The following is a 12,935-nucleotide window of genomic DNA, read 5'->3' on the forward strand; positions in this document are numbered from 1 at the left end:
GCCTGGCCGCCTGGTCCAGCCAGACGCTATTAGCGGCTTCGCGCTTCGTCGGTTTCTGCGGTGCTCTGCTGCATGGCCAGCTCCAGCAGCTTGCTGTAGTTTTCCAGCTTTTTATACAGCAGGCGCACTTCCAGCGCATTGTGGATGCGCGTCTTGACTTCGACCAGGTCAAACGGTTTGCTGATGAAATCCTTGGCGCCGGCCTGCAAGGCGCGCAGCTTGTGGGCCGGCTCCGCGGTCAGCACGATGACAGAGAGGTATTTGTCGTGCTGGTCTTCCTTGAGTGCTTCCATCACCTGGAAGCCGTCCATGCCGGGCATTTTCAGGTCGAGCAGGATCAGGTCGTAGCGGTGCTCTGCGTGCAGCGCGGCTACCTCCAGCGAATTCATGGTGGACCTGACCTGGGTATAGCCGGCGCCTGCCAGCAGCTGTTCGAGTAACTGCACATTGACGGGCTGGTCGTCCACCACCAGGATGCTGCCGTTCAGGATGTCGAATTCGGTGTTCATGCGGTTTTTTCCGGCACGGAGGCCTGCATGGACTTTGTTTTGGAAAATGCCAGCGCCAGGTCCAGGGTGTCCATGAATTCATTGATCCTGATGGGCTTGGTGAGGTAGCGAAAGAAGCCGGCTTCCATGCCTTTTTCAATGTCACGGGGTATGGCATTGGCGCTGAGCGCCACCACCGGAATGTGTGCTGTCAACGGATCGGCACACAGAATCTGTACCGCCTTGATGCCGCTGATGCCCGGCAGGTTGATGTCCATCAGGATGATGTCCGGCTGCGAGGCCTTGGCCATCGCGATGCCGCTGATGCCGTCACGGGCCGACAGCAGCCGGATGTCGGAGCGGCGCGCGATGAGGTCTTCCACCAGCATCAGGTTGGCCGGGTTGTCTTCTACGTACAGAAGTGTATGGGCACGTGGATCGGTAGCCACCTGGCTTTGCAGGATCGGTGCCAGGGCTGCCAGCTCTGTTCGCAATGCAATTTCGTCGGTCACGTCCATTTCAATCCAGAACACACTGCCTTTTCCGACAACGCTTTCCACGCCGATGACGCCACCCATCAACTCGACCAGTCGCTTGGTCATCACCAGGCCAATGCCTGTGCCCTGTTCGGTATTGGCCTCCTGGCCCAGGCGGTTGAAAGGCTGAAAAAGCTGATCGATCTTGGCCGGATTCAGGCCTTCGCCCGTGTCTTCAATGCAGATGCGGATGCGCTTTTGAGGCAGATCCACGCAGTTGAGTACGACTGTTCCGCTGCTGGTGTTGTACTTGATGGCGTTCGACAGCAGGTTGATCAATACCTGCTTGAGCCGGGTGCGGTCGGCATTCACGAAGCAGGGCACAGGGAATTTCGGAAACGTCACGGTAATGCCGCGTTTGCCGGCCTGTGACTCGATCAGGGTCTCGCATTCAAGCATGACCTCGGCCAGCGACACAGGTTCCAGCGACAGTGACAGCTTGCCGGACTCGATCAATGCCAGGTCCAGGATTTCGTTGATCAATTCCAGCAGGTACCAGCCGGCCTGGAGGATCTGGTCCACACTGCGTTTTTGCGAGGGCGTGGGTTGCGGCGTGCCGGATTCGATCAGCTGCGCAAATCCGAGGATGGCGCTGAGCGGTGTGCGCAACTCGTGGCTCATGCTGGACAGGAAGTCCGATTTGGCGAGGTTGGCCTTCTCGGCCACGGCCATCGCTTCCTTCAAGGCCACTTCGACCTGCTTGCGTACCGAGTTGTCGGTGCCGATCAGCAGGTAGCCGATGATGGTGCCGAAATCGTCGCGCAATGCGGTGATGGACACGATGGCCGGAAAGCGGCTGCCGTCTTTACAGATATAGGTCAGCTCGTAAATGTCTTCAATGCCGCGCGAGGCCTTGAATGCCAGCGCCTCGAAGCCGGGCGTGATGGTGGTGGCGAGCTCCAGGCTCAGCGCCTGGGCCCGGGCCATCACTTCCTGCGGATCATGGATGTCGCTGGGGTTGATCTTGTTGACGACTTCAGCCGCCATATAACCCAGCATGCGTTCGGCACCGACGTTGAAGAGCTGGATGATGCCTTTTTCGTCGGTTGCGATGATCGAGAAATTTTCGCTCGTCAGGATGGCCGTCTGCAATGCGCCTGTCTTGAGCAGTGCTTCCTGGCGCTTGACCTCTATGCCATCGGCTTTGGCAATGGCGTCAAGAACGCTCAGGCTGGTAATAGGTGACATGGGCCATGTTTCTGTAAAAGTAACGACGACCCTGCGAAGCGCCGACTATGGGCGGCGCTTCCAGAATCCTGGCCGGGGATAAGTGAAGTCTTTGCAAAGACTCCGGCAGTGTACAGGTCTTGCCTGAAAAGTCCGTGCGCCAGCGCACATAGCGGGGCCGTGCGACCCTAGCTGTTTGCCCGGCGGTAGAACGCCAGCGAGCCCGCCAGCGCCAGCAGCGCGCCGCCGCAAGCGCGGTCTATCCAGCGTGTGGCCGAGGCCTTGAGCAGGCGTATTGCGCGTGCGCCTATGAAGGCATAGCCGAACATGACGGAAAAATCGATGCCGGCGAATACCAGCGAAATGGCGAGGTATTGCGGTGCCTGGGCCGCAGCCGGGTCAATGAACTGCGGGAGCAGGGCTGAGCAAAAGAGGTAACCCTTGGGGTTGGTCACGGCCACCAGGAAGGACTTCATGAAAATTGCGCGGCTGCCGTGTTGCGTGCCGGCAGTGCCTTCGGCGGGGATTTCAAATCCGCCGCGTGAGCGCAGCAGGCGAATGCCCAACCAGGCCAGGTAGACCGCGCCTGCCCACTTGAGCACCGAGAACCAGAACTCGGAGGCCGCCAGCAGCGCACCCAGACCGAGAGCTACGGCGCCTACCAGCACAAAGTCGGACACCACGGCCCCCAGCATGCCGGGCACGGAGCGGCGCACGCCGTAGCGCGAACCATTGGCCAGCGCCAGCAGGACGGTGGGGCCGGGCGTGGCAATAGCCACCAGTGCCACGATGGAAAAAAGCAGCAGGGTGGCGGTGTTCATGGTGCGGCTCCGCAACCCTGAGGTTTAAAAACACGCTCTTTCGAAGGCGGGTACTTGGCCAGCATGTCGGCCGGGCGGCGCGGCCGCGTGGTGAATTCACCGCCGCAGTTGGGGCAGACCCCTTTGAGCTTGGTGGTGACGCAGTCAACACAGAACGTGCATTCAAAGGTGCAGATGCGGGCATCGGGCGACTCGGCGGGCAGGTCGCGGTTGCAGCATTCGCAGTTGGGGCGGAGCTGGAGCATGCTGGGGTTTCCTGTGTAGATGGGACGGGAGTCACCGGATGCTAAAGAAAAACCGTTCAAGGGGAAAGCCCCTATGACAACTTCTTGACCAGCACCTGGCTCTTGCGGTCCCAGTTGTATTTGCGCTTGCGGCCTTCGGGCAGCCAGTCTGGGTCTACCTGCACAAAGCCGCGCTTGATGAACCAGTGCATGGTGCGGGTGGTCAGCACAAAGATGCTTTGCAGGCCGGCGGCGCGGGCGCGTTGCTCTATACGCTTGAGGATTTTCTCGCCGTCACCCTGGCCCTGGCTTTGCGGCGACACGGTGAGCGCCGCCATTTCAGCCGTTTTGGCTTCGGGGTAGGGGTAAAGCGCCGCACAGGCAAAGATCACGCCGTCGTGTTCGATGATGCTGTAGTTGGCGGCGTCACGCTCGATTTCGGTGCGGCTGCGCTTGACGAGCGTGCCGTCATTTTCAAAAGGCTCGATCAGCTGCAGGATGCCGCCCACGTCGTCTTCCGTGGCTTCGCGAAGTTCTTCGAGTTTTTCATCGATCACCATGGTGCCGATGCCGTCGTGCACATAGATTTCCAGGAGCAGCGCGCCGTCTACCGCGAAGGGCAGGATGTGGCTGCGTTCCACGCCGGCCTTGCAGGCCTTGACGCAGTGCTGCAGGTAAAACGCGGTGTCGGTGGGGCGTTCCCCGTTGGGCAGGGTGGCCAGCAGTTTTTCGGCGGCGGCCAGCGGCAGCTCGGTGTCGATGGGGTTGTCTTCGCTTTCGGGCTGGTCGTGGTGGATGCGTATACCGGGAATTTCGCTCAGGAAGATCAGCTTGTCGGCCTGCATGGCGATGGCCACCGAAGTGGCGACTTCTTCCATGGTCAGATTGAAGGCTTCGCCGGTGGGTGAGAAGCCAAAGGGCGAGAGCAGCACCATGGCGCCGAAATCCAGCACACGGCCGATGGCGGCGGTGTCCACCTTGCGCACCAGGCCCGAGTGTTTGAAGTCCACACCGTCGAGGATGCCGACCGGCCGCGCGGTGATGAAATTGCCCGAAATCACCCGTACCGTGGAGCCGGCCATGGGGGTGTTGGGCAGGCCCTGGCTGAAGGCCGCCTCAATCTCATAGCGCAGCTGGCCGGCGGCTTCCTGGGCACAGTCGAGCGCGACTTCGTCCGTGATACGCATGCCGTGCGAATATTTTGCGGCGTGCCCCTTGGCCTTGAGCTGCTCGTTGACCTGCGGGCGAAAGCCGTGCACCAGCACGATCTTCACGCCCATGCTCTGGATCAGTGCCAGGTCCTGGGCAATGTGCTGGAGCTTGCCCGCCGCAATCGCTTCGCCTGCAATGCCTACGACGAACGTTTTACCGCGGTGGGTGTGTATGTAGGGTGCGACTGAACGGAACCAGGGCACAAAGGTGAAATTGAAGACGGCAGACATGGGCGCGCTTTCGGGATCGGTTGTGGCGGGTCAAGGGCAGCCGGGGACGGCGCGGAAGGTGGCAAGCGGTCTCCCTGGGCGCTGTTTCCCCGGTAAACGGAAAAAGTCCAGTGAGTGTAAGGGAGACACAGCCGGCCTGAGGGATGCAAATGCCGGCTTTGGCGAGGGTGTGCTTTTTGCCGGCGTACTGCATTTGAGGGTTTGCTTAATGAGGGGCGGCGGGGTATGGTTCGGGTTCATGGACAAATACGCGATCGGGTTTTGGGGCTGCTATTTCGGGTCAGCCAGCCTGATGCTGGCCGGTTCAGCATTTGCCTATATCCGGTCCCTGCGGCGCATTGCCGTCAATGCGGCTGTCTCGGCAATCGCCTCGACGTTTTTTGTGGTGGCCTTCCTGGGCGGATTGCCGATCGAGAACGCCGATCTTCTGGACCGTTTCCTGGCCCATGTGGCCAGCGTGGTCTCTGCGCTACTGGCTTACCTGCTGTTTTCCATTCTTGGCATCCTGCGCAATCCGGACTCGGCCCGGCGCGCCTTGACCTGGTTGGCGAGCCTGGCTCTTCTGAGTATCGCGGCTGGCTGGGCATTGAGCCCGCGCCACGCCCTGGCGCTGAGCCTGGCGGTGGCGTGTTTTCTGGGGCTGGTGGCAATGGCGCTCAGTCTTCGCAGCGCCGTGCGGGGGGATCGCCTGGCCTGGGTGGCCGTCTCGGGCGTCTCCTTCATGCTGGTGGCCATTGCGGGGCTGAGCTGGGTGGCACTGGACCGTGCCCATGTGCCGTGGCAGGTGCACGCGGTGACCGCTGTCGCCGGCACGTGTTATCTGGCCACCATGGCGGCTGTGCTCTGGACCCGTTATTCCTACCTGATCGAGTTGAACCGGGCCATGGCACACGGCCCCAGCTACGACCCGGTCACACGCATGCGCTCACACAGCGAAACCGGCAACATGCTGGAGGCGGCCTTCAGGCGTTACCGCGATGAACCCGTGCCGCTGGGCGTGATTGTGGTGTCGGTGGCCAATCTTTATGTGCTGGAAAAGCTCTATGGCCATGCGGCCGCCAACCACGCACTGTTTGTATGTGCCGGCCGGTTGCGCCGCACCGTACCCGCGCATGTGGAAATGGGGCGCCTGGAAGAGAACGGGTTTTTGCTGCTGATGCGCAATTGCCATGACAGCGGCCAGCTGATCCACCTGGCGCGCAGGGTCCAGGCCGCCCTGGCGCGGCCGGTGGTGCTTAACACCACACTGGAGGGTGATTTGGTAGGGAACCAGCAGACGCGCTGGGTTGCCGAGGTCGGCCTTGGCGTGCTGCGGGTCTCCAAATCCGATGCGCGCGCCTCTTCGGCAGTGAGCATAGGGCGAGGCATGTCGCGCACCGCGCTGAGCTACCCGAGCCGCATTGCGTGGTTTGACGAGACCAGTGGGGAAACCGTCGACTTGCCTGTGCTGGCGGCCTGATCGCGGCGCCATAACCATAGCCGGTCCGCTGCGGGCTGGAACACCCGATAATTGAGCGCTCTGGCAGCGCTGCTGCCGCTTTTATCCTGCTCTGCTTGCCTTTTTCTTCGCCTCCATCCTTGTCTCCCCTCGCCATTACCTTTCCAGAGTCGCTGCCCGTTTCGGGCAAACGCCACGAAATCACCGCCGCCATGGCGGCCCACCAGGTCATCATTGTCTGTGGCGAAACTGGCTCGGGTAAAACCACCCAACTGCCCAAGATTGCGCTGGCCATGGGGCGCGGCAAGCTCAATTACCCGGCCGGACAGGGCCGACTGATAGGCCATACCCAGCCGCGCCGTATTGCCGCGTCCAGCGTGGCCAAGCGCATCGCGGAGGAGTTGAAAACGCCGCTGGGCGACGTGGTGGGCTACAAGGTGCGCTTCCAGGACCGGCTCTCGCGCGACGCTTCCGTCAAGCTGATGACCGACGGTATTTTGCTGGCCGAGACGCAGACCGACCCGCTGCTCAAGGCCTACGACACGATCATCATCGATGAGGCCCATGAGCGCAGCCTGAACATCGACTTTCTGCTGGGCTACCTGCGCCAGCTGCTGCCGCGCCGGCCCGACCTCAAGGTGGTCATCACCTCGGCGACGATTGATGCGCAGCGGTTTGCGGATTATTTTGCTTCTGCCGCCCCGGCGCCGGGCCGCCCCAAGCCGGGCGACGCCCCCTCGGGGAGCAGCGACGACGCGCAGCGCGGAGCGTGGGGGTCAAAAATTCCGGCGCCGGTCATCATGGTGTCGGGCCGCATGTTTCCCGTCGAACAGCGCTACCGGCCGTTTGAGGAGTCACGCGAGCACGACCTGAACGATGCAATTGCTGACGCAGTCGACGAGCTCTGGCTGAGCCCGCACAGCGCAGGCGACATCCTGGTTTTCCTGCCCGGAGAGCGCGAGATCCGCGAGGCGGCTGACCACTTGCGCAAGCACCTGGCGCACCAGCCGCTGACGCGCAACGCCGAGGTGCTGCCGCTGTTCGCGCGCCTGAGCCAGGCCGAGCAGGACCGCATTTTTGACGGCCACAGTGGGCGGCGCATCGTGCTGGCCACCAACGTGGCCGAAACCTCGCTGACTGTTCCGGGCATTCGCTACGTGGTGGATGCGGGCACGGCGCGCGTCAAGCGCTACAGCTTTCGCAACAAGGTCGAGCAGCTCATGGTGGAGCCGGTGTCGCAGGCCGCGGCCAACCAGCGTGCAGGCCGCTGCGGCCGGGTGGCCGATGGCATTTGCATACGCCTTTACGACGAAAAGGACTTCCAGGGCCGCCAGCCTTTCACAGACCCTGAAATCCTGCGCAGTTCGCTGGCTTCGGTGATTTTGCGCATGAAGGCGCTGCACCTGGGCAATGTGGAAGAGTTTGCCTTTATCGAGCCGCCGCAGCGCCGCGCCATTGCCGACGGCTACCAGCTGCTGGCCGAGCTGGGCGCGGTGGACGAAGACAACGAGCTCACCGGCGTCGGCCGCACGCTGGCCAAGCTGCCGCTGGACCCGCGCGTGGGCCGCATGATTCTGGAAGCCAAGGACCGCAACGCGCTCGACGAGGTACTGGTGATCGCCAGCGCGCTCAGTGTGCAGGATGTGCGCGACCGCCCCATGGACAAACAGGCCCAAGCCGACCAGCAGCATGCCAAGTTCGATGATGAGAAGAGCGAGTTCAGTGGTTACCTGAAGCTGTGGAAATGGCTGGGCGACGCGCGTGGCGGCCACGGCACCGACCATAAACTGTCAAACCGCCAGTATGAGAACCTGCTGCGCGAGAACTACGTCAATATCCGCCGCGTGCGCGAATGGCGCGACATCCATTCGCAGCTGCATACGGTTGTGGGCGAACAGAAATGGGTCCTGAACGACAAGCCTGCCAGCTATGAGCAGCTTCATTTATCGATGCTGTGCGGCCTGCTCGGCAACATTGGCTGCAAGAGCGACGAGGAAGACTGGTACTTGGGTGCACGCGGCATCAAGTTCTACCGCCACCCCGGCGCACGCCTGAGCAAAAAGCCGGGCCGCTGGATTGTGGTGGCCGAGCTGGTGGAAACCACACGCCTTTTTGGCCGTGGCATTGCCAACATTGACCCGGCCTGGATAGAACAGGTGGCTGGGCATCTTTTAGCCAAGCAGCTGCTGGACCCGCACTGGGAGAAAAAGGCTGCGCAGGTGACGGCGCTGGAGCGTGCCACGCTTTACGGCCTGGTGGTCTATAACGGGCGGCGCGTCAATTTCGGCCGTGTCGACCCGGTCACGGCGCGCGAGATATTCATCCGTGAAGCACTGGTGGCCGGGAACTGGGACACCAAGCTGCCTTTCCTCGCGGCGAACCTGAAGCTGATCCAGCAGGTGCAGGATCTGGAACACAAAGCCAGGCGCCAGGACGTGCTGGTGGACGAGGAACTGATCTACGCTTTTTATGACCAGCAACTCCCGGCTGACGTACACAGTGGTGCAAGTTGCGAACATTGGTACAAGGAGGAAGTCAAAAAGCAGCCGCAGCTCCTGCTCTTGACGCGTGAAGAACTGATGCGGCATGAGGCTGCCGGCATCACTACGCAGTCGTTTCCCAAGACACTGCGAATGGGTGGTGTGGATTGCTGGGTCACTTACCTGCACGAACCCGGCGACGCGCGCGATGGCGTGACGGTGGATGTGCCGCTGTTCGCTCTCAACCAGGTCAATGAAGAGCGCTGCGAGTGGCTGGTGCCGGGCATGCTCAAGGACAAGGTGCAGGCGCTGATCAAGACGCTGCACCAGCGCCCGCGCTCGCGGCTGGTGCCCTTGCCCGAGACGGCCACGCGTATGACGGAGCAACTGCTGCAACCCGAGGTGTTCGGCAGCGGCTCGCTGACCGATGCGGTGCTCAAGCTGGTGCGCGATGCGACCTCGCTGGACGTCAAGCGCAATGACATGAAGCTGGATATGCTGCCCCCGCACCTGTTCATGAACTTCCGCGTGGTCGACGAGCACGGGCGCCAGCTGGGCGCGGGCCGCAACCTGGGCGCGCTCAAGGGCGAACTGGGCTCGCAGGCACGGGGTGCCTTCCAGGCGCTGGCGGGACTCAAAAACCTGGCAAAAGCACCCGAATCTGGGTCCGAAAAGACGGTATCCACCGAAAATTCAGTATCAAATAGGCCTCCGGCCCAATCAGGACGTGCGCAAGCAGCTCCTGAAAAGATAGCACCCAGAGCGCCGGAGCGCTACACCAGCTGGAGCTTTGGCGAGTTGCCGGAGCTGATGGAAATCCGCAAGGGTTCGCAGACGCTGATAGGGTTTCCGGCGCTCATTGATTTGGGCGATGCGGTGACGATCGAGGTGTTTGACGAACCCGACGTGGCGGCCGCGAAGCACCGCGCCGGCTTGCGCCGGCTGTTCTCCCTGCAAATCAAGGATGCGCTGAAGTACCTGGAAAAGAACCTGCCGGAGCTGCAGAAAACGGCTACCAGCTACATGCTGGTGGGCCGCGCAGCCGACAATTCCGGCGGCGGTACGCTGGAGGAATTGCGCGAGCAGATCATCGAAGTGGCGCTGGACCGTGCCTTTTTGCTCGACCCGTTGCCGACGCACGAAGCCGAGTTCAAAAAACGCATCGACGATGGGCGAGGGCGCCTGACCTTGATTGCCAGCGAGGTGGCCCGGCTGGCTGCCGGCATCCTGACCGAGTTCGCTGTGGCCCAACGCAAGATCAAGGACACGAAAAATGCCGCCGAAGCCGCGGCAGATGCCGCCCAGCAACTGCAGCGCCTCGTACCCAAACGCTTTCTGACGGCCACACCTTATGGGCAACTGCAGCATTTCGCACGCTACCTCAAGGCCATCACGTTGCGGCTGGAAAAATGGCGCGCCGACCCGGCACGTGATGCCGCACGGATGACCGAGTTGCGACCGCAGGAGCAGCGTTACTGGCGGCTGGTGGCTGAGCGAAAAGGCGCGGTGGATGCGCGCATGCAGGAATTCCGCTGGTTGCTGGAAGAGCTGCGTGTGAGCTTTTTTGCGCAGGAGCTGCGCACACCGCAGCCTGTCAGCATCAAGAGGTTGGAAAAGGTCTGGGCTCAGCTGAATAGCTGAGTCCAGACCTTTCGGCGAAGGCTAACAACTGCCGAAGGCTTGTTATGCCGCCGCTAAAAAGCGTGGCAGCAACTGAATAGTTGAAACAGGCTTGTGAGATGGGAGCGCAAAAAAATGGCCTTGCAATGCAAGGCCATTTTTCCTGGTGAATCACCAACGGAAGGTGCGGACTAGATGCGTCCCATCAGCAGCAGGATGACCAGGATCAACACCACCAGGCCGACACCCCCGCTGGGCCCGTAACCCCAGCTGCGGCTGTGGCCCCAGGTAGGCAAAGCGCCGACCAGGATAAGAATAAGAACGATCAGCAGGATAAGGGATAGGGACATTTGAAGCACTCCTTGTTATGTGAAGTCATTCTTTCCCGGTGCGGGGCGCAAACAAGCAGGATGAACGCCTGTCCAGCCGTCGGCAAATACTGACAGCCTTGGCTTACATGCGAGGCTTGCCGCGTTTACAACTTGGCCAGGCGCTGCAGCGCCGTGTTCAATGTTTCGTCTTTTTTGGCAAAACAGAACCGTACCACGCGCTGGTCAAAGCCGTTGCCGTAAAACGCCGACAGGGGAATCGCCGCCACGCCGATTTCAGTGGTCAGCCATTTGCAGAACCCGGCTTCGTCCAGGTCACTCACGTCGGAGATGTCCACGCACTGGAAGTAGCTGCCTTCGCTGGGCAACAGCTTGAAGCGGGTTTTGGCAAGGCCTTCGCGAAAGAGGTCGCGCTTGCGCTGGTAGAAGGCCGGCAGGTCCAGGTAAGGCTGCGCATCGGCCATGTACGCGGCAAGCCCGTATTGCACAGGGGTATTCACGGTGAAGACGTTGAACTGGTGCACCTTGCGGAACTCGGTGGTCAGTGCTGCGGGTGCGGCCACGTAGCCGACCTTCCAGCCGGTGACGTGGTAAGTCTTGCCAAAGCTGCTGACAATGAACGCACGCGCGGCAAGGCCGGGAAAACGTGCGGCGCTTTGATGGATGCGTCCCTGGGCCGCATCGAACACCATGTGCTCATAGACTTCGTCGCTGATCAGCAGGACGTCAGTGGGCGCCAGAATGTCCTGCAGCGTGAGCATGTCGGCCTCGGTCCATACCGTGGCGCTCGGGTTGTGGGGCGAGTTGACGATGATCGCCCGTGTCCTGGATGTGATCGCTGCGGAAATTTTGTMGAAGTCGGGCCGGAAGGTACCGGGCGTGAGGGGAACGCGCACCACGACGCCACCGGCCAGCTCGATGTTGGGCACGTAGCTGTCGTAGCAGGGCTCCAGCACGATGACCTCGTCGCCGGGGTGAACGACAGCCAGGATGGCCGTGATGATGGCCTGCGTGGCGCCCGCGGTAATGGTGATCTCGGTGTTGGCGTCGTAGCGGTGACCGTAAAGTTTGGCCACCTTGGCTGAGATGGCTTCGCGCAGCGCCGGAACGCCCGTCATGGGCGGGTACTGGTTCAGGCCTTTTGTCATCGCGTCCGTGACGGCGTTGACCAACTGTGGGTCACACTCAAAATCAGGAAATCCCTGGCCCAGGTTGACAGCGCCTTTTTCAGCAGCCAGTGTGGACATCACCGTGAAGATGGTGGTGCCGACAGCGGGCAGCTTGGTTTTGAGATCTGGAGTTCGTTCGAGGATCATGGTCATGATTGGGCTGGATGTGTTTCTTTTGCAAGCGGCCGCGGCGGAACCGGCTTTGCCGGGCCGCTTGCGGCGCCCCCTGAGGGGGAGGCGGGCGAAGCCCGCCACGGGGGGGAGTCAAACCTCATAGTCATTGACACGGCCAGCCATGGCCTTGGTGATCAGGGCGCGGTCCAGCTTGTCGCTGAGCAGTTCGGCGAATTTATAGACGAAATTGCGAAGGTAGGCGCTGCGCTTAAAGGCCACGCGGGCTACGTTGATACCGAACAGCGGGCCGGCCGCGATGGCAATCAGGTCGCTGTTGGTGCCGTCTTCCTTGATGGCCATTTCTGCGACGATGCCCACGCCCAGTCCCAGGCGCACATAGGTCTTGATGACGTCGGAGTCAATCGCCTCGAGCGCAATGCGCGGCTGCAGGCGCTTGGCGGCAAACGCCAGGTCGATCTTGGTACGGCCGGTGAAAGACGGGTGGTAAGTGATCAGGGGTTCTTGCGCCAGGTCTTCCAGCGTGATGTTGTCTTTTTTGGCCAACGGATGGTCAACAGGAATGACCAGCATGTGCTGCCATTCGTAGCAGGGCAGGGTCACCAGGTCTTCGTACTGCGTCAATGATTCGGTCGCGATGCCGATTTCGGCCACCTCATCAAGCACCATGCGCGCCACCTGGTCGGGAGAGCCCTGGTGCAGGCTGACATTGACTTTGGGAAAGGCTTCACGCAGCTTGGCAACGGGCTGCGGAAGCACATAACGGGCTTGCGTATGGGTGGTGGCAATGGAGAGGGTGCCGCTGTCCTGGGCAGAAAACTGCTCGCCAATGCGGCGCAGGTTGCCGACTTCGCGCATGATGAGTTCAATGCTTTTGAGGACGTGTTCCCCGGGTTCCGTCACGCGCTTGAGGCGTTTGCCGTGCCGTGCAAAGATTTCGACGCCGAGTTCCTCTTCAAGCTCGATGATGGCCTTGGATACGCCGGGCTGCGAGGTGTGCAGGGCCTTGGCGGTCTCTGTCAGGTTCAGGTTGCGCCGGATGGCCTCCTGGACGAAGCGGAATTGGTGAAGGTTCATATCGAATTCAGG

Annotated in this window: 10 protein-coding genes; 2 read left to right on the forward strand and 8 right to left on the reverse strand. The window is 61.5% G+C overall.

All coding sequences use genetic code 11. The features are described 5' to 3' along the window. Positions 1 to 29 precede the first annotated feature (29 nt). From AC1DY9_RS18890 to argA, 5 genes are all read right to left on the reverse strand, one after another. Positions 30 to 509, reverse strand: coding sequence for a response regulator (locus AC1DY9_RS18890; protein WP_457282734.1), 480 nt, complete (start codon positions 507 to 509; stop codon positions 30 to 32). After that, positions 506 to 2,212, reverse strand: coding sequence for a PAS domain-containing hybrid sensor histidine kinase/response regulator (locus AC1DY9_RS18895; protein ID WP_477667325.1), 1,707 nt, complete (start codon positions 2,210 to 2,212; stop codon positions 506 to 508). The genes AC1DY9_RS18890 and AC1DY9_RS18895 overlap by 4 nt, the downstream gene beginning before the upstream one ends. Positions 2,213 to 2,379: 167 nt before the next feature. Further along, a complete protein-coding gene (locus AC1DY9_RS18900; protein ID WP_477667326.1) occupies positions 2,380 to 3,012 on the reverse strand; it encodes a LysE family translocator in 633 nt (210 codons plus the stop codon). Further along, entirely contained in the window at positions 3,009 to 3,257 is a 249-nt protein-coding gene (locus tag AC1DY9_RS18905) for a DUF1272 domain-containing protein (RefSeq protein ID WP_457282737.1), read from the reverse strand. The genes AC1DY9_RS18900 and AC1DY9_RS18905 overlap by 4 nt, the downstream gene beginning before the upstream one ends. Before the next feature lie 71 nt (positions 3,258 to 3,328). Further along, on the reverse strand, positions 3,329 to 4,678 hold the full coding sequence (argA, locus tag AC1DY9_RS18910; protein ID WP_457282738.1) for an amino-acid N-acetyltransferase: 1,350 nt from the start codon (positions 4,676 to 4,678) through the stop codon (positions 3,329 to 3,331). Positions 4,679 to 4,916: 238 nt separating this feature from the next. On the opposite strand from argA, the gene AC1DY9_RS18915 reads away from it, so the two are divergent. Then, entirely contained in the window at positions 4,917 to 6,137 is a 1,221-nt protein-coding gene (locus tag AC1DY9_RS18915) for a sensor domain-containing diguanylate cyclase (protein WP_477667327.1), read from the forward strand. A gap of 119 nt (positions 6,138 to 6,256) precedes the next feature. After that, the gene (gene hrpA, locus AC1DY9_RS18920) at positions 6,257 to 10,237 is read left to right on the forward strand and encodes an ATP-dependent RNA helicase HrpA (protein ID WP_477667328.1); all 3,981 of its coding nucleotides are present in this window, start codon (positions 6,257 to 6,259) and stop codon (positions 10,235 to 10,237) included. A gap of 170 nt (positions 10,238 to 10,407) precedes the next feature. On the opposite strand, the gene AC1DY9_RS18925 is transcribed toward hrpA, so the two are convergent. The 3 genes from AC1DY9_RS18925 to AC1DY9_RS18935 form a co-directional block, all read right to left on the reverse strand. Next, positions 10,408 to 10,566: a DUF3309 family protein gene (locus tag AC1DY9_RS18925; protein WP_457282741.1), complete on the reverse strand. Its 159-nt coding sequence runs from the start codon at positions 10,564 to 10,566 to the stop codon at positions 10,408 to 10,410. A gap of 125 nt (positions 10,567 to 10,691) precedes the next feature. Beyond that, a complete protein-coding gene (locus tag AC1DY9_RS18930; RefSeq protein ID WP_477667329.1) occupies positions 10,692 to 11,867 on the reverse strand; it encodes a pyridoxal phosphate-dependent aminotransferase in 1,176 nt (391 codons plus the stop codon). A gap of 111 nt (positions 11,868 to 11,978) precedes the next feature. After that, positions 11,979 to 12,923 carry a CysB family HTH-type transcriptional regulator gene (locus tag AC1DY9_RS18935; RefSeq protein WP_457282743.1) on the reverse strand — a complete coding sequence of 315 codons (945 nt, stop codon included), beginning with the start codon at positions 12,921 to 12,923 and terminating at the stop codon, positions 11,979 to 11,981. Positions 12,924 to 12,935 lie beyond the last annotated feature (12 nt).

The sequence above is a fragment of the Polaromonas sp. P1_F6 genome (assembly GCF_056405695.1).

Coding starts and splice junctions, on each gene's coding strand:
- AC1DY9_RS18890 (WP_457282734.1), bottom strand. CDS start 509: ATGAACACCGAATTCGACATCCTGAACGGCAGCATCCTGGTGGTGGAC.
- AC1DY9_RS18895 (WP_477667325.1), bottom strand. CDS start 2,212: ATGTCACCTATTACCAGCCTGAGCGTTCTTGACGCCATTGCCAAAGCC.
- AC1DY9_RS18900 (WP_477667326.1), bottom strand. CDS start 3,012: ATGAACACCGCCACCCTGCTGCTTTTTTCCATCGTGGCACTGGTGGCT.
- AC1DY9_RS18905 (WP_457282737.1), bottom strand. CDS start 3,257: ATGCTCCAGCTCCGCCCCAACTGCGAATGCTGCAACCGCGACCTGCCC.
- argA (WP_457282738.1), bottom strand. CDS start 4,678: ATGTCTGCCGTCTTCAATTTCACCTTTGTGCCCTGGTTCCGTTCAGTC.
- AC1DY9_RS18915 (WP_477667327.1), top strand. CDS start 4,917: ATGGACAAATACGCGATCGGGTTTTGGGGCTGCTATTTCGGGTCAGCC.
- AC1DY9_RS18925 (WP_457282741.1), bottom strand. CDS start 10,566: ATGTCCCTATCCCTTATCCTGCTGATCGTTCTTATTCTTATCCTGGTC.
- AC1DY9_RS18935 (WP_457282743.1), bottom strand. CDS start 12,923: ATGAACCTTCACCAATTCCGCTTCGTCCAGGAGGCCATCCGGCGCAAC.